Source organism: Streptomyces sp. Q6 (assembly GCF_036967205.1).
Classification (GTDB): Bacteria; Actinomycetota; Actinomycetes; order Streptomycetales; family Streptomycetaceae; genus Streptomyces; species Streptomyces citrinus.
The window spans coordinates 288,867-311,022 of record NZ_CP146022.1 but is presented as its reverse complement, the minus strand read 5'-3'; the positions used below and the strand labels follow the sequence as shown (position 1 = coordinate 311,022).

Below are 22,156 nucleotides of genomic sequence, written 5' to 3'. Positions count from 1 at the left end.
ATCGTGCTTTAGGTTGCCTCATGGCAACAGTTTTGGTGCTGTGACGTTCCCGCTCGGCTCGTAGGCGCGAGACAGGGATCGTGGTCGAGGTCAGTCCCGCGAGGAACCCGCACCGCCAGGAGCGTTCTCCCGGGCAGGTGTGTGATGCGGCGGCGCCAGAGCCCGTTCTCTGTCCCGCCCGGCAGCCGGCCGTTCATCGAAGAAGGCTGCTGTGTCGAATTTCCTGGCTGCGGAACGCGCTGTCCGCACCGCCGCTCCCTTCGATCTCCTGGAGGCCGTGCGGGCGGCGCTGACCGAGCACTACGGGGCGCTGGACGTCGAACTGCTGATGGTCGACTACGGCCTCACGGTCCTGCAGCCGGTGACGGAGCTGCCGTACACCGCCGAGCCCGTGTCCGTCCACGCCAGTCCCGCGGGCCGCGCTCTGGCCAGCCAGGATCCGCACAGCCGTGCGGTGGCGGACGAGGGGGCCGTCGATCTGTTCCTGCCGGTGACCGTGCGCGGCGACCGGCTCGGCATCCTTCGCGTGCGCATCCCGGAGGAGAGATCCACGCCGCGGCAGGTGGAGGAGCTCGCCGCGCTCGCGGAGATCCTCGGTCACGAGATCGTCGTGGCGGACCGCGACACGGACGTGTACCTCCAGGCCCGACGGGCCGGCCGTCTCACCCTGGCCGCCGAGATGCAGTGGCAGCTGCTTCCCGGGCGGGCCTACACCCGTACCGAATACGCGATCGGGGCGCAGCTGGAGCCCGCGTACGCGATCCACGGCGACAACTTCGACTGGGCCGCGACCAGCGAGACGCTCACGCTCACCGTCACGAACGGCATGGGCGAGGGGATCGCGGCGTCGCTGCTGACCAACCTGGCCGTCAACGCCCTGCGGAACGCCCGGCGGGCCGGCATCGACATCGCCGACCAGGCGGCCCTGGCCGACCAGGCGCTGTACGCGCAGCACCGGGGAGACGCGTACGTCTCCACCCTGCTGCTCTCCTTCGAGCTGGCGACGGGGCGCGTGCGGGTGGTGGACGCGGGTTCGCCCCAGCTGTGGCGTCAGCGGGGCAAGGTGGTGGAGCAGATTCCCTTCGAGGCCCAGCTGCCCCTCGGAATGTTCGAGGAGACGGACTACGTCGCGCAGGAGTTCGATGTGGAGCCGGGTGACCGGTTGTTGTTCGTCAGTGACGGCGTGTACGACGCGCTCTCCGAGTCGGGGGAGGCGTACGGCGAGCGCGCACTCGCGCGCGCGGTGCAGGCCGCGCGCCTGCTGCCCGCCTCCGCGGTGCCGCGTGCGATCCTTCAGGAGCTGGCGAGCTACCTGAAGGCCGACGCGGCCGACGACGCCCTCGTGGTGTGCCTGGACTGGTTCGGCCGGCAGGACGCCTCCTGAGCTCGGACGGGCCGTCCCCCTTGTGAGTGATCCCATCCCCCTGCGGGTGATTCAGGGGCCCTTTCGGGTGTCGATGTACCGACAGGGGGGACTCGTCACCCGGTGCAGCCATGCCCGGCGTGATCGCCGGTGAGCTGGGTGGTTGCCGGGACGGTTCCCGGCGTGCAACTGTTGCCCTATGGAAACTATTTTGATCCGCGTCGTCCTCGGAGCAGGACAAATCCGTTGAGCCCGGCGCGGGTTGTGGTCCCGAGTCTCCCAGCGAAGGGTGGTGGGGGCCCGCATATCGCGGGTCCCGCGTGATGGTCTCCTCCACGGAGCCGATGAGTACCCAAGACGCGGCAACGGCCGTCGCGCCGGACGCGTCCTACCCGATGGTCCGGGTGGACCCGCAGGGGCGCGTCCTTTCCTGCAACGAACAGGCGTCGACGCTCCTCGCCGGCGCGCGGACCGGTGCACTGCTCGCCGACACCGTGCCCGCCTGGCTGGCCGACGCGCACGCGGACGTGGTCCGCGACAAGAACGCCGCGGCGCCACCGATGGCGGCGCGCGGCCACGTCGGTGAGCGCACCGTGGCCGCCTTCCCCAGCCGGGCCCTGGACGGCACGGTGTCCTGGTGGCTGGTCGACGACAGTGATCTCCAGGCCACCCGCGCCCAGTTGCAGAGCGAGCGGGATCGCTCGCGTGTCCTCCAGGAGGTGTCCGGCGAACTCCTCGCGTCACTCAACGTGGACCGGTGCATGGAGGTGACCGCTTCGATGGCGGCCGAGCATCTGGCCGACGCCGCCGTCATCGTCGGCGTCGGCAGCGGCCGGACCCATCCGGTGACCTGGGCCTGCACCGGCGGTCCCGTGCGGCAGGCCCGCATCGCCGTGAACACCGAGGAACTGCCCGGACTGCCCGAGGCGTTGCTCGGATTCCCTCCCGTCCCCTCGCGTTGGATCGACCCGGCGCTGACACCGGCGTGGGCCATTCCGGAGGACTTCGCCCGCGACGCCTCCGAGATCGGCTCCGTCGTGGTGGTCCCGCTTCCCGGCCACGGCCTGCCCGCGGGCGCCATCGTGATGATGCGGCGCAGCCGGGAAGCCGCGTTCACGGAAGCCGAAGAGGCCTTCGCCCGGCTGTTCGCCGCCCGAGCGGGCGCGGCACTGTCGGCCGCCCGGATATTCGCCGAGCAGACGCACATCACGGGCGTCCTGATGAAGGAACTGCTGCCGCCGACACTGAAGCGGATCCAGGGAATCGACTTCTCCGGCCGCTACCGGCCCTCGGCCGCCCATGAACGGGTGGGCGGCGACTTCTACGACGTCTACCCCGCCGACGGCGAGGACGGCGAGACCTTCGCCGTCCTCGGCGACGTGTGCGGAAAGGGCCTGGAGGCCGCGGTCCTGACGGGAAAGATCCGCAACACCGTGCAGGCGCTGCTGCCGTTCGCCTCCGACCACGCGCGCGTCGTGACCCTGCTCAACAGCGCGCTGCTGACCTCGCACCACACCCGCTTCGCGACGATGGTGCTCGCCTCCGCGGTACGCGAACAGGGCCGGGTGCGCCTGCGGGTCACCAGCGCCGGCCACCCGCCGCCGCTCATCGTCCGTACCGACGGCCGCGTCGAGGAGGCCAAGACCCGCGGCACGCTCATCGGCGCGCTGCCCGAGGTGAACGCGACCACGGCGACGGTCCTCCTGGAACCCGGTGAGACCTGCCTGATGTACTCCGACGGCATCACCGAGGCGCACGGCGGCCCGCTGGGTGACCGCATGTTCGACGAGTCCCGGTTGCGTGCCGCCCTGTCCGAGTGCGCCGGACTGCCCGCCGAGGCGGTCACGGAGCGCGTGCACATGGTGGCGTCCCAGTGGGTGGGGGACGGCCCGCACGACGACATGGCGCTGCTCGCCATCAGCGCACCACGTTCCACGCATCTCACCGCGGTGGACGGACATACTCGGGGCAGGTTCACGGCATGACGACAGACGGGACGCGCACCCAGGACGAGACGCTGAACTTCGGCGTCCTGCGCGAGCAGTTGTGGAGAGCGGCGCTCGACTGCGACGACACGCACGCCACGGCACTGGTGCGGTTCGCCGTGGAAGAGGGCGAACCCGGGCAGGTGCAGGAGCGGGCCGAGCGGGTGCTGCTCGAACTGATCGCTCCGGTCCAGGCACGCGTCGGGGACCAGTGGGCGGCGAACGCGATCTCCGTGGCGCAGGAGCACGCGGCGACCGCGATCAACGAGCGCTGCGTCTCCGCCGTCGCCGACATCGCCGCCCGCGCCCGGTCCGGCCCGTCCCGCGGCCGGCTGACGGTGGCCTGCGTGGACGGGGAGTGGCACGCCCTGCCGGCTCGGCTGCTCGCCGAGACCCTGCGGCTGCGCGGCTGGAGCGTCGCCTACCTCGGAGCGCAGGTCCCCACCGAGCACCTCGTCGCGCACCTGCACCAGCGTGCCGCCGACGCCGTCCTGCTCTCCTCCTCCGTCCCGGCGCATCTGCCCACGGCGCACACCGCGATCAGCGCCTGCCAGGCCGCCGGGATCCCGGTCATGGCCGGTGGCGCCGCCTTCGGCCCGCAGGGCCGCTACGCCCGCAGGATGCAGGCCACCTGGGCACCCGACGCCCGCGCCGCGCACGAGCTGCTCGTCGAGGGGCTGCGACGCCCCTCCGTCGAGGCGGCCCGGCTGCCCGACCTCGACCTGCCGCACCTCAGCGACCAGGAGTACACCGTCGTCCGGCAGACGAAGCGGCAACTGATCAAGCAGACCCTCGTGGACGTCGAGATCGCGTTCCCACCGCTGCGCAGCTACAGCGAGTTCCAGCTGGAGCGCACGATCGAGGACATCGACCACATCGTCACGTACCTCGCCACCGCGTTGTACGTCGACGACGCCGACCTGTTCACCACGTTCCTCGTGTGGGCCGCCGGCATTCTCAGCAGCCGCGGTGTCCCCGTGGCGAGCCTGCTGCCCGTGCTGGACTCCCTGCGGCAGCAGCTGAAGGACTTCCCGCGCGCCACCGGTATCCTCGCCGAGGCCCGCAAAGCCCTCACCGTTCCCCGACCCGGACAGCCCGCATGAGTGTCTACGCCGCCCTGAACATCACCACCGCCGGAGCGAGCGACGGTGTGCTGACCGTCCGCATCGCCGGGGCCCTCGACTACGACACCAGCACCCACCTGACCGACTACGTCGGGCGAGCCCTGGACGAGCATCACGAGGTGCGTGTGCTCCGCCTGGACTGCGCCGGCCTGGAGTGCATCGACTCCATGGGGCTGTCCGTCCTCCTCGGACTGCGCCGTCGGCTGGACCTGGCCGGGGGCGGCCTGCGCCTGGTCGGGCGCCCGCTGCGTCTGGACCGCATGCTCACCGTCACCGGGACGTTCGAGCACCTGGTCGGCGACGCGGAGTCGAGCGTGCCCGAGGAGGCTTCCGCCGGTGACGCCGAGGCCTCTCATGACGGCAACGCCCACGCCGTGACGGACGGGTCTTCGCAGCCCAGGTAGGGCCTCCGCGCGCGAATGCGGTAGCGCACCCGCGGCCCGCTCCCCGGATACGCGACGGCTCTCGCGGTCGCCGAACGGGTCCTCGCGCCGGGACGGCCGGCCCTCCGCCTCTCGAGTCCGGACCACCGGTCCGGGGCGGTCCCCGCGGGCGAGTGACCCTCGAATGAGCCCGATGTGAGGGTGCGGGCCGCGCTGATGATCATCCACTGTGGTCAGGTCCCGGGTGCCGCGTGAACTGGTGGTGGCCGGGTGGCCTGTGCTCTTGTTCCGGGCAGTGCCGCCTGGATCCGGATGCACCCCGCCCCGCCGGCCGCGGGCCGGGGTGCCGTCATGCGGAGGATTGTTGATGGAGGGGTACGGCTATTTCACCGACGCCCGGCTCGAAGAGCTGCGCCGGGAGGTGCGCGCGTTCGCCGAGGCGGAGGTGGCTCCTCAGGTCGCGGGGATGGAGGCCTCGCGGGCGGTCGAGGAGAAGCTCGCCAGGGAGATCGCCCGGCGCGGCTGGATCGGCGTCACCATCGGGCGTGAGTTCGGCGGGATGGGTCTGGGCCACCGGGCGAAGACGATCATCGTGGAGGAACTGGCACGGGTCAGCGGAGCGATGGGCGCGATGGCACAGGCGTCCCAGCTCGGCGTGGCGAAGATCCTGCACTTCGGCGACGACGAGCAGAAGCGGCACTGGCTTCCGGCCGTCGCGGCCGGGGACTGCCTGCCCACGATCGCGGTGACCGAGCCCCAGTCCGGCGGCCATGTCCTCGGCATGGAGTCGACGGCCCGGCGCGAGGGCGACAGCTACGTCCTCAACGGCAGCAAGGTCTTCGTCGGCAACAGCCACGTCGGCGACGTCCACGGTGTGGTCGTCCGGACGGGGGAGGGTTCGCGAGGTCTGTCGGCGTTCCTGGTGGAGGCGGACCGGCCCGGCTTCTCGCTCGCCCCGCACACCCCGGCGATGGGACTGCACGGCTTCTCCTTCGGGGAGCTGAGGTTCGACGAGTGCCGGATACCGGTCGCGAACCGGCTCGGCAAGGAGGGGCAGGGGCTCGAAGTCGCTTACTCCTCCAGTGTGTTGTACGGACGGGCCAACCTGACGGCGGTGTCGCTCGGCATCCACCAGGCGGTCGTCGAGGAGACCTGTGCGTACGCCGCCGCCCAGACCCGGTACGGCAAACCGCTCGCCGAACAGCCTGTCGTGGCGCAGAAGTTGGGGCAGATGCAGTCCCGCCTCATGACCGCCCGCACCCTCGCCTACCACGCCGTGCACCTGCTCGACCTCGGCCTGCCCTGCGACGCCGAACTGATGAACGCCAAGGTCGTCAACGTCGAGTCGGCGATGGACTCGGCGCGCACCGCGATGGAGGTGCACGCGGCCACCGGTCTGTCGGCCGAGCGCGGCCTGGAGCGGATGTACCGCGACGCCGCCCACATCTACGCACCGGCCGGCACCTCGGACGTGCAGTGGCACCGGCTCGCGCAGATCGCCGTGGGCTCGGCGCGCGGCGAGCAGTGGTCCGTCCGGCTGGCCGCCGCACTGCGTCAGACGGCGGCCGTCACGGTCATGTCGGGAGCCACGAGGTCCCGGGCGGCTACGGGAGGGGCTCGCCCGCTCGCTGGTAGATCTGGTTCATGACCTGATCGCGGAACTGCTTGATCATCTCCAGGGCGTCGCGGGAGGTGTCGAGGGTCCGCGGGTCGGGCCCGACCGCGCAGACGGTGCCGAGCACCGTACCCGTGTGGTGGTCGATGAGCGGGGCGCCGTAGTAGACACGGATGCCGAGCTCGTCGACCACCGGGTTCGAGGAGAACCGGGGCGCGGAGTACACGTCGTGCAGCACGAGGGGCTTGCGCCGCTCCAGGACGGCGGGGCAGTAGCCGTGCTCGCGCGACATGGTGCGCCCGACGGGGGCGGCGGCCTCGGCCTGCGGGTCGTTCGGCGCGTCGGGGGTGTGCAGACCGACGAAGTACTGCTGGTCGGTGATCAGGTTCACCATGGCGTACGGGGTTCCCGCGGCCTGGGCGAGACGGCGGGCCGCCTCGTCGAACTGCGCGTCGGTGCCGTGCAGATCGAGACCCAGCTCGGCCAACCGCTGCTCGCGGCGCGCGAGTTCGGTGTCCTGGGCGGGCAGGTGGAACCCGGAGGCGGAGTCAAAGGGCATGAGTGTGAGCGGTCCGTTCGGAGTCGGTGGTCCGGGTCAGCGCCAGGTGCAGGGCGTGCTCGGTCAGCGTGATCAGGGTGCGCCGGGCGGACGCCGTGTCGCGGGCGTCGAACTGCACGACGGGGATGTGCGGGTGCAGCCGGGCCGCGCCCCGGATCTCGTCGTCGGTGTAGCGGTGGGTGCGGTCGAACCGGTTGACCGCGACGATGTACGGCAGCCCGCGGTCGTCGCAGTACTCGACGGCCGGGAAGCAGGCGTCGAGGCGACGTGTGTCGGCGAGGACGACGGCGCCGATCGCGCCGAGCGCCAGGTTGTCCCACATGAACCAGAACCGGTCCTGGCCGGGTGTGCCGAACAGCAGCAGTTGCAGATGCCGGCCGGGCAGGGTGATCCGGCCGAAGTCCATGGCGACCGTGGTCGTCGTCTTGTCCTCGGTGCCGGTGAGCACGTCCACGGGACGGCTCGCTTCGGTGAGCGCCGCCTCCGTGGTGAGCGGCTCGATCTCACTGGCGGCCGCGACCATGGTCGTCTTGCCGACACCGAAACCGCCCGCGATGAGGATCTTCAGCGGCTCGGGCTCGTGGTCCGCCCCGGGGGCGGGGTCACAGGGCACGGAGTCCTTCAAGGACGGCCTCCAGGGTGTGCGGGTTGCTCGCCTGCCCGGCCTTCGCCGGTGGTACGGGGACCAGGGCACGGGAGTCGATGAGGTCGGAAAGGATCACTTGCAGGACCGGCACCGGAAGACGCAGCCGGGCGGCGAGTTCGGCCACCGACAGCGCCTGCGGACGGCACAGCCGCAGGACTTCGGCGCCCTCAGGTCCCGGCTCCGCCGGTGTCCCGGCCAGCCGGGCGCGGGCGGCGGTGCGCAGCAGCACGGCCAGGTCCAGGGGGCGGGCGGCCCGGGTGCGGCCGCCGGTGACCGCGTACATGCGCAAGGTGGCGGCCTCCTGGGAGACCCAGGGCTGCGCGTCGGAGGGACGAGGATCGTGAGGGTGCATGGACGTCACAGGGCGGGCGTCCGGGCCGGGGTCCCGAGGTGGCCGTGGACGCTGCGCACCAGGAGACCGATCTCGTAGCCGATGATCCCGGGGTCGGCGTTCTTCGTGGTCAGCACGCCGAGTACGCCGTTCTCCCCGGCCTTGGCGACGAACAGGAGACCGCCCGCGCACTGCACGACGATCTGCTCGACGTCACCCACGCCGGCCTGGACGCTCGCGGCGAGGCCGCCGCCCATCGAGCACAGACCGGTGACGATGGCGCTGAGCCGCTCGGCGGGGACGCCGTCCAGGGCGTGCCGATGGCGCAGGACGCCGTCGCTGGTGGCCAGGATCGCGCCGGTGGTGCCGGGCACCCGGGCGGCGAAGTCGGCGAGGAGCCAGTCGAGGTCCTGGGTCTGGGCGGGGGCGGGGTGGGACATCAGGACTCCTGGGAGGTGGGGGACGCGGGGGCGTCAGGGGCGGCCGGCGGCAGTGCGTGTCCGCCGGTGACCGGGGCGGGCTCGGTGGCCTGCTGGTAGCCCTGGCTGTAGCGCTGCCACAGATCGGTGACGGGACCGGCGGCAGGCGCCTCGCCATCGGTCGGTGCGGACTGCGGCTGCTCCGGGGCCGGGGCGCGCAGCTCGGGGGCCAAGTAGCTGCCGTGGGCGGCGCGTTGGGCGAGCGGGGGCGCTCGTCCGAGGCGGCGGCGGGGGCGTCGCGGCGGGCGTGGGGAAGGGTGCGGCCGGAGCGGGCTGCTGGACGGCGTGGGCGGGCGCCGGTTGGGGGCGGCCGGTGCGCTGCGGGAGCTCCTGGCGGGGGCGCGGGACCGGTGCGCGCACGGCGGCCGGGGCCTGCGCGTGCGACGGGGCGGCGGCCGGGGCCGGGCCCCAGCCGGTCGTCACGGCGGAGGAGCGCACCGGATCCGACGCCGCCGGGGCCACGGCGGCCACCGCGGGCGCCGGCCGGGACGCGACGGCCGGTGCCGGTGCCGGTGCCGGTGCTTGTGCTTGTGTCGGTTCCGGCGCGGTCTGCTCCCGGTGGAGGATCGCGTGCGGGAAGAGCACGACGGCCTGCGTGCCGCCGTACACGTTCGACTGCAACCGCACGCTCAGCCCACGGCGACGGGCGATGCGGGCGGCGACCAGCAGTCCCGTCCGTCCGTCGCGCAACTGCTGGTTGACGTCGACGTGTTCGGGTTCGGCCAGCAGCCGGTTGAGCTGCGCGGCCTGGTCGCCGGTGAGCCCGAGGCCGCGGTCGTCGATCTCGACGACGATCCCGGCCGCCACGGCCTGCGGCCGGATGGAGACCTGGGTGCTCGGCGGGGAGAAGCGGGTGGCGTTCTCGGCGAGCTCGGCGACGAGGTGGATCGCCTCGGCCGCGGCATGACCGACCACCAGGTAGCCGGCGGGCGGGCGGATGACGCGCACGCGGGCGAAATGCTCGGTCTCGGCGACGGCCTGGCGCAGCAACGTGGCCAGCGGCACGGGGGAGTTGATGTGACGCGGGACGGCGCCGCCGAGGATGGCGATGTTCTCCACCGCCCGGTGCACGCGGGTGATGAGGTGGTCGATCTGGAAGAGCGCGTCGAGGAGTTCGGGGTCCTCCACCTCGCGCTCCACGCCGTCGAGGCGCTCCAGGCTGCGGGTGACCAGGGCCTGGAGTTTGCGGGCGATGCTGACGAACGCGTCGACCTGCTGCCGGGTGCCCGCGGCGATCACGGCCGCGTGCCCGGCGTACAGGGTCTGCTGCACGGCGCGGCCCAGCTGCTCAAGGGGTTCGGGGCCGGTCGGAACGACGGCCGGGGGAGCGGCCTGCGTGACCTGCTCGTCGCGGCGGACCCGCTCGGCCAGGGCGGCTATCTCGCCTATGCCCTCCTCCAGGCGTGCGGCCAACTGCCGTATGACGGCGTCCTGTTGGCCCTTCTCCCGGCTCTGCCGCGCGAGGGCCTCGGCCGCGGCGCGCCGGGCGCCGACCCAGCCGCCGGTCAGGGCCGCGGTGCAGCCGACGGCCGCGCAGATGCCCGCGCCGAGCACGCCCGCGGGCGACCAGCCGGCCAGGGCGACACCGTAGCCGGAGGCCGCGACCACCGTGGCCGTGGCCGCCGGAACCAGACCGACGCGCGCCCCGGGGCCGGTCGGCTCGGGCCGGTGGGTGCCCGGCGGCGGAGCGGCGGGCGGGCCGGGGTCGTGATCACGCATGGTGGGGGTCCTCGCAGACGTCGGACACGAGAAGGCGGGGCGGCATCGGCGGTGAGGCGCGCGGTCCGTACGGCCGCACGGCTCCCACATGTGCCTGCCGTGCACCGGGAACAGCAGCAACCTTGCTGGGTGCCGGGTCGATGATCCAACCTGAGCGGGGCCCGTTTCGGGCTCATTCGCCGAGCGCCGGAACTGGCTCCAACTGAGCCCCGGCAGGCCCGTGTTGAGCGGGACCTGGGATGTTTCGCGCGGCGCGGGGGAGATGAGCCGGATCTGAGCCGCGTCGCGGGATGCGGCACGCCGGACGGCGGGTCACTGTGGAGGACCCCCGCTCCTGCCGCCCGCCCCCTGATCAACGGGCCGACGGGCCGACACCGCAAGGACGGTGCCGCACCAGTCCGACCGAAAGAGAGACCCGGGTGACCTCCATGCTGTCCGCACGCCTCCTCTACGAGGGCCGTGGCGTGCACCCCGTCGGACTGTCCTGCTGGCCGCCGTCGTTCGCGCCGCACGCGGCCGCAGCAGGCGAGGAGGGAGCCTCGGCGGAAGGCGTCCAAGCGGCCGGGGCCCATGGACATGCGGGCGGGGCGCATGGGCATGGGGGCGACGACGCGGGGCGGTGGCTGGACGCCGTGCGCAGCGCCCTCAAGCACGGCACGAACCTCATCGCGGTCGCCGACATCTGCGGGCTCGGCCGCACCGAGCGGCTCCTGAGCAGCCTGTGGAGCGAGGTGCCGCGGGAGACCGTCCGGATCGCGTGCGCGGCCGGCCACTTCCGCGGCACGGCCCCGCACCCGTACGCCGCTCCGCACCTGCACCACCAGTTCAAGCAGACCCTGGACAACCTCGCCACGGACTATCTGGATCTCTACGTCCTCGACCGCCCGGACTTCGGCCCCGACGGGCGTCATCTGGCCGACGCCGTACGCCCGTTGAGTGCCTGGCGCGACAGCGGTGTCGTCCGCTCCGTGGGCCTGCGGGTCCCGGGCGCGACCGCCTCCGCCGACACCCGGCGCGCTTTCGGCCGGGCCGTGCGGGCCCTGGCCCCCGATGTCCTCGTGGTCACGTACAACGCCCTGACCGGGCCGGTCCGCATCGACGGCGCCGACGTCTTCGACTACGCCGCCGAACGGGGCCTGAGGGTGCTGATCACCTCGCCGCTGGCCCACGGCCTGCTCGCGGCGCCGCCCTCCGCCCCGCCCTCCCCCGCTTGCGCCGGGCACCCCTGGTTCCACCCCGGCGTCCGGCGCATCGTGCGCGACGGATTGCGGCCGCTGCGCGAGCGCTTCGGTGACGAGGCGCTGCCCGGCCTCGCCCTGCGGCACTGCCTCGACCGCGCCCCGCACGCCGTCGTACTGCCCGGCTTCAGCCACCCCGACCAGATCGCGCTCCACCACACCGGCCTCGACGTGCCGTTCGGCGCACACGACCAGGAGCTCGTCGACGACACCTACGCCCGGCTGCGCTCCCGCCTGTCCCGCACCATGGGCTCCTCGGCGTCCGTGGCGTCCGACGGATCGGGAGCGAGGGAGCCGACGAATTCCAGTGCCTGATGAACGGCCGCCACCGAGAGACGGTGACTGCGCGGACGCAGCAGCCCGGACAGACCGTAGGCCGCCAGATCACGGCACCGGCCGGTGAGCCAGGCCCAGTCCAGTTCGAGATAGTCCGCCAGCGCCGTCAGCCGCTCCCGCGCGGAGCCGGCCGAACTGAGGGCGGCGTCGCGGGCCCGTTGCAGAACGTCGGCGTAGGCGTGGAGGTCGCCGCGCGTCTCCAGGGTGTCGGTGTGCCACAGGTCGTCCTCGCCCTGCCAGTCGGCGACGACGACCCGCTCCCCGGGCTGGAGGGCGAACGCGCTCGTACCGGCATAGCCGGGATCGGCGCACACCCAGGTCGGCACGGAGTGGGCCTCGGTGAGGGCGACCATGAGGAGCATGAGGATGCGCTCGTGCGGCTCCGCCTCCTTCACGGCCGTCTCGGAGAGCCCCACCACCCGCTGAGGTCCCGTCGGCCCTGCCTGGAAGCGCTCGCTCAGCGCGGCGAAGTACTCGGGCCAGCACGCGAAGAACAGCCAGCCCGCCGCGTGTTCGGCCCCGCCCACCGGCGTCCAGAACAGCGGCGCCCGTGCCGCCGGACGCAATTGCCCGAGGATGTGGCGGCCGCAGTGGTGCATGCCGAGCCACGCGGCGCCGACCCGGCTCAGCGCGGGCGCGGCGCTGCGGCCGAGCGCGGACCGCGGCAGCAGCGGGAACGCGCCGAAGGTCTCCTGCTCGTTCGCTATCAGATGGTCGTCGTCCTGGAGACTTCCGTCGAGATTGCACAGGGCCCACAACAGGGCGAACGTCAACGGGTCCAGCCGGTACGCGGACGGGACCGGCAGCCGGTCCACGGTCACGTCCAACTGCCTCCGCGCCTCCGCCGCGTCCAGGGCGTACACGCCGTCCTCGGGGGGACCGGGCACGGCGAGTACGAGCGCGCGCCGCCGGGGGTGGATGAAGGCGCGCAGGTGCGGCAGATCGTCGCGGCCGACGAGCAACGCGTCGCGCTGGCACACCGCGTCGTAGAACTGCACGCTCACCGCGGCGCTGTCGAACAGGTGCCGTCCGCCGAAGTGCCATACGCCGCCGCGGCCCGCGATCGGACCGGCGGGCCACAGGGTGGCACCGGTGAACGCCTCGTTCACCGCACGGGCGCTCTCGCGTCCCGCGTCCGCCGAGAAACGGGGGAGCACCACCCGGTGCGGAGCGGGCTGCATCAGGGTGGCGACGGGCTCGCCCAGCCAGTACTCCAGGACCACCGCGTTGTCCCCGCGCGGCACCACCTCACCGGCGAGCCAGCGCTTCAACGACGCCTTCGAGGACGTCACCGTGGCGAGGCTCGGGCGCCCCAGTTCCTGAGCGGCCCGCTCCGCGGCCATCCCGTACGCCACGTCGAACGCCGCGAACGACTCGTGCCCCTGATCCTCCAGTAACGCCCGGAGCAGAGTTCGTTCGGCCACAGATCCCTCCCCTTGTCAGGCGTGTTCGCGCGCGTCGCCGTCGGCCTTGGCCCAGGGCCCGCACCCCGCGATCGGCGGGAGACAGGACGGCTCGCTGGAGACCGACGAAGATCACTCGGAAGGGATTATGCCTAAGGGTGTGCGATGTCAGGACAGCCGTCCAGGAAACCTCCGCGCCCTCGCCGGACGGAACCGCGACGTCACGCGGTCGGGCCGAGGATGCCAGTAGTCGAAAGTTCACCTGACGGAAACAGGGGAACTCCGCTCAAGGGGTCTCGGTCGACGAGGGCCTGGTGGAGCCGGTCGCGCCCTGCGAGCGGTCGAGGCGTGTCACGCCCGCGACGGTCTTCTGTCCCACCTCGACGTCGGCCTCGACACCCTCGGGGAGGTAGAGGTCGACGCGCGAGCCGAACCGGATCAGACCGATGCGCTCACCCTGCTCGACCTTCGCGCCCTGGGAGAGGTAGGGCACGATGCGGCGGGCGACCGTACCCGCGATCTGGATCATCTCGATGTCGCCGAGCTCGGTGTCGAAGTGCCACACCACGCGCTCGTTGTCCTCGCTCTCCTTGTTGAACGCGGGGACGAAGCCGCCCGGGACATGCTCGACCGAGGTCACCGTGCCGTCCAGCGGCTCACGATTGACATGGACGTTCAGCGCGCTCATGAAGATGGCGACGCGGGTGCGACCGTCCTTCCAGGGCATGACGCTCTGGACGACGCCGTCGGCGGGGGAGATGACACCGCCCCGAACGATCTCGCGCTCGGGGTCGCGGAAGAACCACAGCATGCCGGCCGCGAGAGCGGTGACCGGCACGGCCGCGACCCTGGCCGCCTTCGAACGGCGGGAGCCGGCCAGGCTGACGGCCGCCGCGGCGACGGTCGGCGCGAGCCAGGGCGAGGATCCACGGGCGAGACGGGCGGAAGAGGACGGGGGCGACAAGGGCATGGGCACTCCAGACAACAGTTCTATGAACGCCTTCCATGCTGTCAGGCACGACCGGCCCGGCGGTGCCACCACAGAGGGAGAAGGCGGCGAGCGTGACGGATGATCCACAGGCTCCGGGTCATCCGAGAAGCTGATGAGGGCGTACACCAGCCGCGGTACGGCTGACGTGACGGTCCCTCACACCAGACCGGTGGCCCGCGCCAGGCGTTCGCCCTCGCGCAGGCGCGCGTGCGCGGCCTCGCCGAGCGCTTCCACGAGACCTGCGACGACGGTCTCGATGACGGCCATCGTCGGGACGAGACTGTCGTAGGGCGAGGGGGCCGCCACCTGGGTGGCGAAGACGACCTCGGCGTGGGCGGAGGCGGGGGAGAGCCACGTGTCCGTGAACAGCACGGTACGGCCGCCGCGTTCGTGGAGGAGCTCCGCGAGCCCCTTCTTGTCGGGCTCGTAGCGGCGGTAGTCGAAGACGACGAGGACGTCGCGCCGCCCCCAGCCGGTCAGCGCGGCGGTCCGCTCCACCGGACGCTCGGGCAGGACGGTGACTCCGTCCCTCAACTGCATGAGATGGAGCGCCAGATACTGGGCGAGATGGTGGGTGAACCGGCCGCCGGTGAGGGTGACCCTGCGCTTCGGGTCGCCGAGGAGTTCGACGGCCCGGTCGAGGTCGTGCGGGGGAAGCTCGTCGAAGGTCTGGGTGAGTGCCGTGGTGAAGACCCGACGCCCCTGGCTGAGGAGGCTCTCGTCGGCGGTCGCCCGGCCGCCCGCCCGGTCCGTCGACTCGTACAGGGACAGCGGAGAGGCGCTGCGCGCCTCCAGTTCGGCGCGCAGCCCGGCCTGGAAGTCCGGGAAGCCGCGGTAGCCGAAGCGGCCCACGAACCGCAGGACCGTGGGCGCGCTCACGTTGGCGCGCTCGGCCAGCGCGGCGACCGTCTCGAAACCGGCGGCGGGATAGTCGGCCAGGAGCACCCTGCCGACCCGGCGCTCCGCCGGGCTGAGATCACCCAACTGCTGGCGGATGCGGTCGGCGAGGGTGCCCTGGGCCATGGAGCTGGTCCTTTACGAGGAGAGAGGTGGAGCGGGACGACGGCATGCCGACCTTAGCGCCGGCGGCCGGCGCCGTCAGTCGGTGCCGGCGGTCGGTACCGTCAGCCGGCGTCGATGTCGAGGCGCAGGCCCAGGAGGGTCTCCGCCGTCGTCCCGTCGGCGGACAGGGCGCGGAAGCGGCGCGGCTCGGAGAGCGTCACGGTGAAGCGCGGACCGCTCTCGTACGTCGTCGCGGTCGCCGTGCGCTGGGTCGACGCCGCCAGGGCGCGCGCGGTGCCGCGCAGGCTGTAGGGCGTCCCCCGAGAGTTGTGGGGGGAGTAGAAGACGTCGGTGTTGGCGGGCACCGGCACCGTCGGCGAGGGAGCCAGTGGTTCCTTGCCCGGTGTCGTCACCTCTCCCGTGCGCGGGGTGTAGGTGTCGCCGGTGGTCAGGTAGTCGTAGCGGGCGCCGTGCAGGTGCCAGCCGGCCGGGCCCACCCCCGCGTGCGCGCCGGACAGGCGCAGCAGGCCGACGCCCTGGGTGCCGAGGACCGTGAGGTGTTCCCGGCGGCTGCCGGGGGCGTCGACGATCAGCGCGGTGTTCTCGTCCAGCGCGTACACGGTGTGGTGGCCCGTGTCGGCCGCCAGCCGCAGCGAGCGTCCCTCGCGTCCGTTGGTGCCCGTGTGGGTGTCGAGCAGACCGGAGCGCAGAAAGCCGAAGCCGCCCCCTGGCAGATAGCCGAGGACGGACGGATCCTCGAAGTAGCCGGGCCTGCTGCCGTCGCGCAGCGCGGGGTAGGAGTCGCCGCCGGTCAGCATGTCGGGGCCGGACGCGATCTGCGCGCCCGCGCTGGAACCGGCGACCACGGCACCGGCGGCCAGCTTGGCGCGGATCGCGGCGAGCACCTTGGAGTCGGTGTGCCGTTCGCCGTGCAGAAGGCTGGTCACGTACCGGTACTGGTCCCCGCCGCCGAAGAAGAAGCCGGACATGGAGTTGATCCGCGCGACGACCTCGTCGGAGTCGGCGTTGGCGAGATGGTCCAGGTCGACGGGGATCCACTCGGCGTCGTCGGCGCCGTACCGGCGGAACAGGTCGGCGTAATAGGCGCCGTTGCACTCGGAGTTGCTGCAACGCTCGGGGTCGTCGGCGTCCGGGTCCTGGGCGGCCGGGATCGACGCGGCGGTGAGGATGCCGATGCGGGCCCGGCCCGGACCACCGGCCCGGCGCACGATCTCCCCGTACACCTGGGCGTTGTCGTCCTTGAGCCCGCCGCCGACCAGGACGAGCGAGCCGCGGTCGCGGTGTGCGGACGGGGTGTCGGCCGGGGCCGGGGACGCCGCGAGGACGGCGAGAGCGGCCGCGAGACAGGCCGCGCCGAGCGCGCGGCGATGCGTCGGGAACGCAGACGTGCGGAACGTGCGTCGATGCGTCGGAGAGGCATGCGCGCCGATCGCGCCTCGGTGCGTCGGAGACGTACGCGTCATCGGGTTCGGCCTTTCGGGTCGGGAGTCAGGTATGAGGTCGGGGCGCGACCCGAGGTGTGCCGGGTCGTCGTGTGCGGCGGCCCTCGGGTCGCGCCCCGCACCGCAGGTGACGGTGTGTCAGAACGCGAGGTGGTCGCCGCGGGCATCCCCGAGTTCGGCGATGAGCGCGGCCAGCAGGGCGATGCGCCCCGGGACCGAGGAGAGGTCCAGCCATTCGTCGGGGCCGTGGTCACCGCCGCCGATCGGGCCGAGCCCGTCGAGCACCGGGGTGCCGGTTCCGGCGATGAGGTTGGCGTCGCCGACGCCGCCGGTGGCCGCCGCGCCGCCGCGGACGCCGAGCGCGGCACCGATGCGCAGGGCCGTCTCCGCCAGCCGGCGGTTCGCGGGCGTCTCCTCCATCGGGGGGCACAGATCGGTGACCTCGACCCGCGCGTGCGTACCGGGAACCGTCGTGCGGCGGGCCGCGGCTTCGACCGCCGCGCAGCACGACCGGAGATGACGGGCGGTCGTCGCACGGATCTCGACGTGCAGCTCGGCGTCTGCGGGCACGATGTTCGGGCGTGAACCGGCGTGCACCACACCGACGTTGACGCTCGCCCCGGGCAGCGTCCCGTTCAGTTCCTGGAGCGCCACGACGAGGTGGGCGGCGGCCAGGGCGGCATGGGCGCCGCGCTCGGGTTCGATGCCGGCGTGGGCCGCCTTGCCGGTCACCGAGATCCGCAGGTCGGCGACGCCCTTGCGGGCCACCACCAGATCTCCGTTCTCCCGTGCGCACTCCAGGGCGAGGGCGTGGTCCGCCTCGCGGGCCGCCGCCTCGGTCACGGCCCGGCTGACCGGGGAGCCGATCTCCTCGTCGGGGGTGGCGAGGAAGACCAGTTCGGCGTACCGGTCGAAGCCGAGTTCGTCGAGCGCGGCGACGGCGTGCAGACCGGCGAGGAGACCGCCCTTGTCGTCGCTGACACCGGGACCGTGGGCCAGGCCGTCGGCGGTGGTGAACGGGCGGGCCAGGGCCGTGCCGTCGTCGAACACCGTGTCCATGTGGGCGGCCAGCAGGACGCACCGCCCGCCGTCGGCCCGCGCCAGGGCGCCGCGACGGCGCGCCAGGACGACGTCACCCGCCGGCTGCCCGGTGGGCAGCCGCAGACCCGACCGGCGTTCCACGGTGAAGCCGAGACCGTGCAGCCGTGCCGCCACCTCGTCCGCCACGCGGTTGACGCCGGCCGCGCTGTAGGAACCGGAGTCGATGGACACGAGCCGTTCCAGCTCCGCGAGATAGCGGGGGAGTGCGGCTCGGGTGAGAGCGAGAAGACGGTCCGTCGTGGCGCGGCCCGTGACGGGGGCGCTCACAGGACCTTCGACAGGAACGCGCGCGTGCGGTCCTGCCGCGGGTCGGTGAGGACGTCCTGCGGGGCACCCGCCTCGACCACGACTCCCTCGTCCATGAAGACGGCGGTGTCCGCGACCTCGCGGGCGAAGCCGATCTCGTGGGTGACCACGACCATCGTCATGCCGTCGTCGGCGAGCGAGCGCATCACGTCGAGCACGTCCCCGACCAGCTCCGGGTCGAGCGCGGACGTCGGCTCGTCGAACAGCATCAGACGCGGCTTCATGGCGAGCGCCCGCGCGATCGCGACGCGCTGCTGCTGCCCGCCGGACAACTGCGCGGGATGGTGCCCGGCCCGGTCGGCGAGCCCCACCCGGTCGAGCAGTTCCCTCGCCTCCTCGCTCACCTCCGCCCGGCGGCGCCGGGCCACGCGCAGCGGCGCCTCGATGACGTTCTCCAGCGCGGTGAGGTGCGGGAAGAGGTTGAAGCGCTGGAAGACCATGCCGATGGAGCGGCGGTGCTCGGCGACCTCCCGCTCCCGCAGCTCGTACAGGCGGCCGCCGTGCTCGCGGTAGCCGACGGGGACACCGTCGACGGTGAGCCTGCCGCCGTCGATCTTCTCCAGGTGGTTGATGCAGCGCAGGAACGTCGACTTGCCCGAACCGGACGGGCCCAGCAGACAACAGACCTGACCGGTACGGACCGTCAGATCGATCCCTTTGAGCACGTCGAGGCGGCCGAAGCTCTTGCGTACGCCCTCCGCGCGCACCATCACGTCACTGCGGGGCGGCGCGGGCACCGGCGGGGAGTGGGGGGCGGTCGTCATGCGGGGTCCTTCGTGAGGGGGGCCGGGTCCTCGGCGCCGGTGGGACGGGGTGCGCGGCCGCTGAGGAGACGGGCGAACGGCGAGACGCGGCCGGTGGAGTGCCCGCGCCCGAAGCGTCGTTCCAGCCAGGCCTGCGGCAGGCTCAGCAGACTGACCAGCGCGAGGTACCAGATGCTGGCCACGACGAGCATCGGGATGACCTGGTAGTTCTGGGCGTACACGTCCTGGATGTTGGACATCAGGTCGTGCGCGGCGATGACCGAGACGAGCGCGGTCATCTTGAGCATGTTGATGGTCTCGTTGCCCATCGGCGGAATGATGACGCGCATGGCCTGCGGCAGCACGATCCGGCGCATCGTCAGCACGGGCCGCATGCCCAGGGAATGGGCGGCCTCCGTCTGGCCCGGGTCGACGGACTGGATGCCGGCGCGCACGATCTCGCTCGTGTACGCCGCCTCGTTGAGGCCGAGGGCCAGCAGCGCGGCGACGGCCGGGGTGAGCAGGGAGTTGGTGTCCGCGCTGAAGAAGGTGACCTCGGTGAACGGGATACCGATGAGCACCTTCTTGTACAGGGCTGCCGCGTAGCCCCAGAAGATGATCTGTACGAGCAGGGGCGTGCCCCGGAACACCCAGACGAACAGGGACGACAGCCCGTACAGGACGGGGTTCGTCGACAGCCTCATCACGGCCAGCAGGGTGCCGAGCACGAGGCCGAGCGCCATGGCCGCCGCGGTCAGCCACAGCGTGGTGAACAGTCCGTCGAAGATGAGGCCGGCGAACAGGTACCGGCCGATGACGTCCCAGTGCAGGTTGGCGTTGCCGGCCAGCGAGCCGATGAGTCCGGCGACCGCCGCGAGCGCGGCGACGGCGGCGACCCAGCGGCCCCAGCGTCGCACGGGGACGATCCGCAGCTCGTCGGGCGGAGGAGTGTCGGAACGGGTGGTTCCGGCGGGAACGGAGGCGGTGGTCATGCTCAGTCCACCGCCGCGTTCTTCGTGGCGGCCTTCAGCGCGATGGACGCGACGCCGTACTTGCCGTAGATCTTCGCCACCGTCCCGTCGTCGATGAGGGACTGCAACGCCTTCTGGACGGCATCGGTGAGGGCGGGCAGCTTCTTCGTCACGGCGATGCCGTTCGGGGAGGCGTTGTAGCCGCCGGGCGCCTTCGGGTCCTCGACCAGATCGAACGCCTTGCCGCCGTCGGCCGTCTTCGCGGTCCAGCCGGCGGCCGGCTTGGTCAGGACGTCGGCGACCACCTTCCCCGAGCGCAGGGCCAGTTGGGCGTCGGAGTCCTTGGGGAAGGTCTGGATGCGGATCTTGCCGCCCCCGCTCTTCGCGCACTCCTTCTGGTGTGCGGTGAGCAGCTTGAGCTGGTTCGTCGCCGCCTGCACGGCGACCGGGCGGCCGCACAGGTCGTCGAGGTCGGTGATCTTCTGGGGGTTGCCCTCGGCGACGAGGACGCCGGACCCGGACTGCGAGTAGTCGACGAAGTCGACGACCTGCTGGCGCTCCTTGTTGTCGGTGATCGCCGACATGGCCGCATCGAACTTGCCCGCCTGGATCGCGGGCACGATGCCGTCGAACTTCTGCGGGGTGAAGGCGAACTTCACCCCGAGCCGGGCGCCGAGCGCCTGCCCCAGGTCGTAGTCGAGCCCGGTCAGTTGCGACTCGCCTTCCTTGACGAACATCTCGAACGGCGCGTAGGGCACGTCCGTCGCCACGCGCACGGTGCCGGCCTTCTTGATGGCCTCCGGAAGCGAGTCGTGCAGACGGGCGTCCCGCTTCACGGTGACACCGGCGATCTTGGCGGAGGCCGGCGCCTCGGCGGCGACGGAATCTGAGTCGCTGTCACACGCGGAGACGGTGCCCACGAGCAGTGCCGCTGACACGGCGGCGAGAGCGAGACGGCGAGACGCGGAGGGTGGGTTCACAGGGCAGTCCTTCGGCAGGGCAGCAGTGGTGAGGTGTTCGAGCTGCGAAATTACATCTGTACCTGTGCTGTGGATAGATGTATCGCTCGTTACGTTCACGTAACGAGACTCCGAGGTGGCCGAATGAGGACCCAATTTCCGCAATGTCTAGGCGAAGACGCCCTCACGCCCGTAGCTGGCGACCGACAGGTCATGCGATCTCTCGCGTTACATATGGCGCTGCATCAAGGCTGGCTGTATGTTCCGGAATCGCCTCGCGGCGTGACCGACGTACCGGCGTCGAGCCGCGAGACCGCAACGGAAGGAGACCTCGTGCGACCTCTGTCCGTCACCCCCCGCGGCCGTCTGGCGCGTCGGGCCCTGATCACCGTCACTCTTGCTCTGACCTGCGCCGGACTCCTCGCGACGCCCGCCGACGCGCGGGCCTCGCGTGTACGCCTGGGCAGTTCGGCCGACGTCGGCCGTGCCTCGTGGGGCGGTCCGGCCTACACCATGAACGGCGACGGCGCGGTCGTCCCCGCGTCGATGCGGCGGGCGGTCGACGCCATCCGCGGCGGCAGCGGCAGCATCGATGTCGTCGTCCTCGCCGGATCGGCCCCCAGCTCGGGCAGCGCCACTCCCGAATGCGATGTGGTCATGGGGGTGGGAGGCGTCAACTCCTGTACGACCTGGACCCTCACCAGAGCGTCGGACGGCAATGACCCGCAGGTGAACCAGGACATCCGCAATGCCGAGTTCGTGTACTTCGCGGGTGGCGACCAGTGCCGCTACACCGCGTGGAAGGGCACCGGGCTCCAGGCGTCCGTCCAGTCCGTCGTCGCCAAAGGAGGAGGTGTCGGCGGTGGCAGCGCCGGCACGCACATCAACAGCTCCGTCGTGTACGACGCCTGCGTGGGCAGCGTCACCAGCGGGGAGGCGCTGGCCGATCCCTACGACTCGTACGTCACCCTCACCACCGGAATGTTCTCCTGGCCCCACTACGGCGACACGGTCAACGACTCCCACTTCGTGGCCCGCGACCGGATGGGACGCCTGATGGCGTTCACCGCCCGCGCGGTGCAGGACGGCCTGACCACGCAGGGTCGGGCCTGGGGCGTCGGGATCGACGAAGGAGGCGGTTCCCTGTACGTCGACGCGCAGGGAAGGGGCACCCTCTTCGGGGCCGACGCCTATGTCGTTCTGGCCGACCACCGGCCCGAGAAGGCGGTCGCCGGGCAGCCGTTGACCTATCAGAGGTTCAAGATCTGGCATCTGAGGCCGGGGGCGACGTTCGACTTCGCGCAGCGGCCGGACTGCGGCTACTACCTGCGCAGCGTCGTCGCCGGGCGGGCGGACACGGGGCTCTACGACGGAACCCCGGCCGCGCCCTGCGCGTGAACCCGCGCCCGGGGTGGCACGCCGGCCCGCCGCCGCGTCAC

The 22,156-nt window shown here is 72.2% G+C and carries 20 protein-coding genes; 7 read left to right on the top strand and 13 right to left on the bottom strand.

Annotation, left to right across the window (positions count from 1 at the left end; all coding sequences use genetic code 11):
- The first annotated feature begins 211 nt into the window (after positions 1-211).
- The 5 genes from V2W30_RS01585 to V2W30_RS01565 all read left to right on the top strand — a co-directional run bounded on the left by V2W30_RS01585 (position 212) and on the right by V2W30_RS01565 (position 6,503).
- Positions 212-1,384: a PP2C family protein-serine/threonine phosphatase gene (locus tag V2W30_RS01585; protein ID WP_338692973.1), complete on the top strand. Its 1,173-nt coding sequence runs from the start codon at positions 212-214 to the stop codon at positions 1,382-1,384.
- 323 nt (positions 1,385-1,707) lie between these two features.
- On the top strand, positions 1,708-3,348 hold the full coding sequence (locus tag V2W30_RS01580; RefSeq protein WP_338692971.1) for a PP2C family protein-serine/threonine phosphatase: 1,641 nt from the start codon (positions 1,708-1,710) through the stop codon (positions 3,346-3,348).
- Positions 3,345-4,451: a cobalamin B12-binding domain-containing protein gene (locus V2W30_RS01575; RefSeq protein ID WP_338692969.1), complete on the top strand. Its 1,107-nt coding sequence runs from the start codon at positions 3,345-3,347 to the stop codon at positions 4,449-4,451. The genes V2W30_RS01580 and V2W30_RS01575 overlap by 4 nt, the downstream gene beginning before the upstream one ends.
- Positions 4,448-4,876: an STAS domain-containing protein gene (locus tag V2W30_RS01570; protein WP_338692967.1), complete on the top strand. Its 429-nt coding sequence runs from the start codon at positions 4,448-4,450 to the stop codon at positions 4,874-4,876. Before V2W30_RS01575 ends, V2W30_RS01570 begins: the two co-directional genes overlap by 4 nt.
- 346 nt (positions 4,877-5,222) lie before the next feature.
- Positions 5,223-6,503 (top strand): acyl-CoA dehydrogenase family protein, encoded by a 1,281-nt coding sequence (locus V2W30_RS01565; RefSeq protein WP_338692965.1) that lies wholly within the window; start codon positions 5,223-5,225, stop codon positions 6,501-6,503.
- Here V2W30_RS01565 and V2W30_RS01560 read toward each other — a convergent pair.
- The 5 genes from V2W30_RS01560 to V2W30_RS01540 are packed head-to-tail and all read right to left on the bottom strand — an operon-like array spanning position 6,460 to position 10,204.
- Complete coding sequence (locus tag V2W30_RS01560; protein WP_338692963.1) at positions 6,460-7,029, bottom strand: GAF domain-containing protein; 570 nt, start codon at positions 7,027-7,029, stop codon at positions 6,460-6,462. The two genes, V2W30_RS01565 and V2W30_RS01560, sit on opposite strands and share 44 nt — an antisense overlap.
- Positions 7,019-7,642, bottom strand: a complete 624-nt coding sequence (locus V2W30_RS01555; protein WP_338692961.1) for a GTP-binding protein — start codon at positions 7,640-7,642, stop codon at positions 7,019-7,021. Before V2W30_RS01555 ends, V2W30_RS01560 begins: the two co-directional genes overlap by 11 nt.
- Positions 7,632-8,027: a DUF742 domain-containing protein gene (locus V2W30_RS01550; RefSeq protein WP_338692959.1), complete on the bottom strand. Its 396-nt coding sequence runs from the start codon at positions 8,025-8,027 to the stop codon at positions 7,632-7,634. The genes V2W30_RS01555 and V2W30_RS01550 overlap by 11 nt, the downstream gene beginning before the upstream one ends.
- A 5-nt stretch (positions 8,028-8,032) precedes the next feature.
- On the bottom strand, positions 8,033-8,446 hold the full coding sequence (locus V2W30_RS01545) for a roadblock/LC7 domain-containing protein (RefSeq protein ID WP_338692957.1): 414 nt from the start codon (positions 8,444-8,446) through the stop codon (positions 8,033-8,035).
- 33 nt (positions 8,447-8,479) lie between these two features.
- Positions 8,480-10,204 (bottom strand): ATP-binding protein, encoded by a 1,725-nt coding sequence (locus V2W30_RS01540; RefSeq protein ID WP_338692956.1) that lies wholly within the window; start codon positions 10,202-10,204, stop codon positions 8,480-8,482.
- Positions 10,205-10,632: 428 nt separating this feature from the next.
- Between V2W30_RS01540 and V2W30_RS01535 the strand changes: the two genes are divergently transcribed.
- On the top strand, positions 10,633-11,757 hold the full coding sequence (locus V2W30_RS01535; RefSeq protein ID WP_338692954.1) for an aldo/keto reductase: 1,125 nt from the start codon (positions 10,633-10,635) through the stop codon (positions 11,755-11,757).
- Here V2W30_RS01535 and V2W30_RS01530 read toward each other — a convergent pair.
- The 8 genes from V2W30_RS01530 to V2W30_RS01495 all read right to left on the bottom strand — a co-directional run bounded on the left by V2W30_RS01530 (position 11,655) and on the right by V2W30_RS01495 (position 20,696).
- The gene (locus V2W30_RS01530; protein ID WP_338692952.1) at positions 11,655-13,202 is read right to left on the bottom strand and encodes a hypothetical protein; all 1,548 of its coding nucleotides are present in this window, start codon (positions 13,200-13,202) and stop codon (positions 11,655-11,657) included. The genes V2W30_RS01535 and V2W30_RS01530 overlap by 103 nt on opposite strands.
- Before the next feature lie 265 nt (positions 13,203-13,467).
- The gene (locus V2W30_RS01525; RefSeq protein WP_338692950.1) at positions 13,468-14,151 is read right to left on the bottom strand and encodes a phosphatidylserine decarboxylase; all 684 of its coding nucleotides are present in this window, start codon (positions 14,149-14,151) and stop codon (positions 13,468-13,470) included.
- 177 nt (positions 14,152-14,328) lie between these two features.
- A complete protein-coding gene (locus V2W30_RS01520) occupies positions 14,329-15,195 on the bottom strand; it encodes a MurR/RpiR family transcriptional regulator (protein ID WP_338692948.1) in 867 nt (288 codons plus the stop codon).
- Positions 15,196-15,296: 101 nt separating this feature from the next.
- A complete protein-coding gene (locus V2W30_RS01515; protein ID WP_338692946.1) occupies positions 15,297-16,658 on the bottom strand; it encodes a cyanophycinase in 1,362 nt (453 codons plus the stop codon).
- A gap of 117 nt (positions 16,659-16,775) precedes the next feature.
- On the bottom strand, positions 16,776-18,005 hold the full coding sequence (locus V2W30_RS01510; RefSeq protein WP_338692944.1) for a M20/M25/M40 family metallo-hydrolase: 1,230 nt from the start codon (positions 18,003-18,005) through the stop codon (positions 16,776-16,778).
- Complete coding sequence (locus V2W30_RS01505; protein ID WP_338703437.1) at positions 18,002-18,754, bottom strand: amino acid ABC transporter ATP-binding protein; 753 nt, start codon at positions 18,752-18,754, stop codon at positions 18,002-18,004. Before V2W30_RS01505 ends, V2W30_RS01510 begins: the two co-directional genes overlap by 4 nt.
- A 50-nt stretch (positions 18,755-18,804) precedes the next feature.
- Positions 18,805-19,779: an amino acid ABC transporter permease gene (locus V2W30_RS01500; protein ID WP_338692942.1), complete on the bottom strand. Its 975-nt coding sequence runs from the start codon at positions 19,777-19,779 to the stop codon at positions 18,805-18,807.
- 2 nt (positions 19,780-19,781) lie between these two features.
- On the bottom strand, positions 19,782-20,696 hold the full coding sequence (locus tag V2W30_RS01495) for an ABC transporter substrate-binding protein (RefSeq protein WP_338692940.1): 915 nt from the start codon (positions 20,694-20,696) through the stop codon (positions 19,782-19,784).
- A 354-nt stretch (positions 20,697-21,050) separates the two neighbouring features.
- Here V2W30_RS01495 and V2W30_RS01490 point away from each other — a divergent pair, with 354 nt between their 5' ends.
- Positions 21,051-22,115 (top strand): hypothetical protein, encoded by a 1,065-nt coding sequence (locus V2W30_RS01490; RefSeq protein WP_338692938.1) that lies wholly within the window; start codon positions 21,051-21,053, stop codon positions 22,113-22,115.
- The last annotated feature ends 41 nt before the right edge of the window (positions 22,116-22,156 follow it).

Excerpts from the sequence above, each read along its gene's own strand:
- V2W30_RS01580 (WP_338692971.1), top strand. The coding sequence starts at position 1,708 with ATGAGTACCCAAGACGCGGCAACGGCCGTCGCGCCGGACGCGTCCTAC.
- V2W30_RS01575 (WP_338692969.1), top strand. The coding sequence starts at position 3,345 with ATGACGACAGACGGGACGCGCACCCAGGACGAGACGCTGAACTTCGGC.
- V2W30_RS01570 (WP_338692967.1), top strand. The coding sequence starts at position 4,448 with ATGAGTGTCTACGCCGCCCTGAACATCACCACCGCCGGAGCGAGCGAC.
- V2W30_RS01565 (WP_338692965.1), top strand. The coding sequence starts at position 5,223 with ATGGAGGGGTACGGCTATTTCACCGACGCCCGGCTCGAAGAGCTGCGC.
- V2W30_RS01560 (WP_338692963.1), bottom strand. The coding sequence starts at position 7,029 with ATGCCCTTTGACTCCGCCTCCGGGTTCCACCTGCCCGCCCAGGACACC.
- V2W30_RS01550 (WP_338692959.1), bottom strand. The coding sequence starts at position 8,027 with ATGCACCCTCACGATCCTCGTCCCTCCGACGCGCAGCCCTGGGTCTCC.
- V2W30_RS01545 (WP_338692957.1), bottom strand. The coding sequence starts at position 8,446 with ATGTCCCACCCCGCCCCCGCCCAGACCCAGGACCTCGACTGGCTCCTC.
- V2W30_RS01540 (WP_338692956.1), bottom strand. The coding sequence starts at position 10,204 with ATGCGTGATCACGACCCCGGCCCGCCCGCCGCTCCGCCGCCGGGCACC.
- V2W30_RS01535 (WP_338692954.1), top strand. The coding sequence starts at position 10,633 with ATGCTGTCCGCACGCCTCCTCTACGAGGGCCGTGGCGTGCACCCCGTC.
- V2W30_RS01525 (WP_338692950.1), bottom strand. The coding sequence starts at position 14,151 with ATGCCCTTGTCGCCCCCGTCCTCTTCCGCCCGTCTCGCCCGTGGATCC.
- V2W30_RS01520 (WP_338692948.1), bottom strand. The coding sequence starts at position 15,195 with ATGGCCCAGGGCACCCTCGCCGACCGCATCCGCCAGCAGTTGGGTGAT.
- V2W30_RS01515 (WP_338692946.1), bottom strand. The coding sequence starts at position 16,658 with ATGACGCGTACGTCTCCGACGCACCGAGGCGCGATCGGCGCGCATGCC.
- V2W30_RS01505 (WP_338703437.1), bottom strand. The coding sequence starts at position 18,754 with ATGGTGCGCGCGGAGGGCGTACGCAAGAGCTTCGGCCGCCTCGACGTG.
- V2W30_RS01500 (WP_338692942.1), bottom strand. The coding sequence starts at position 19,779 with ATGACCACCGCCTCCGTTCCCGCCGGAACCACCCGTTCCGACACTCCT.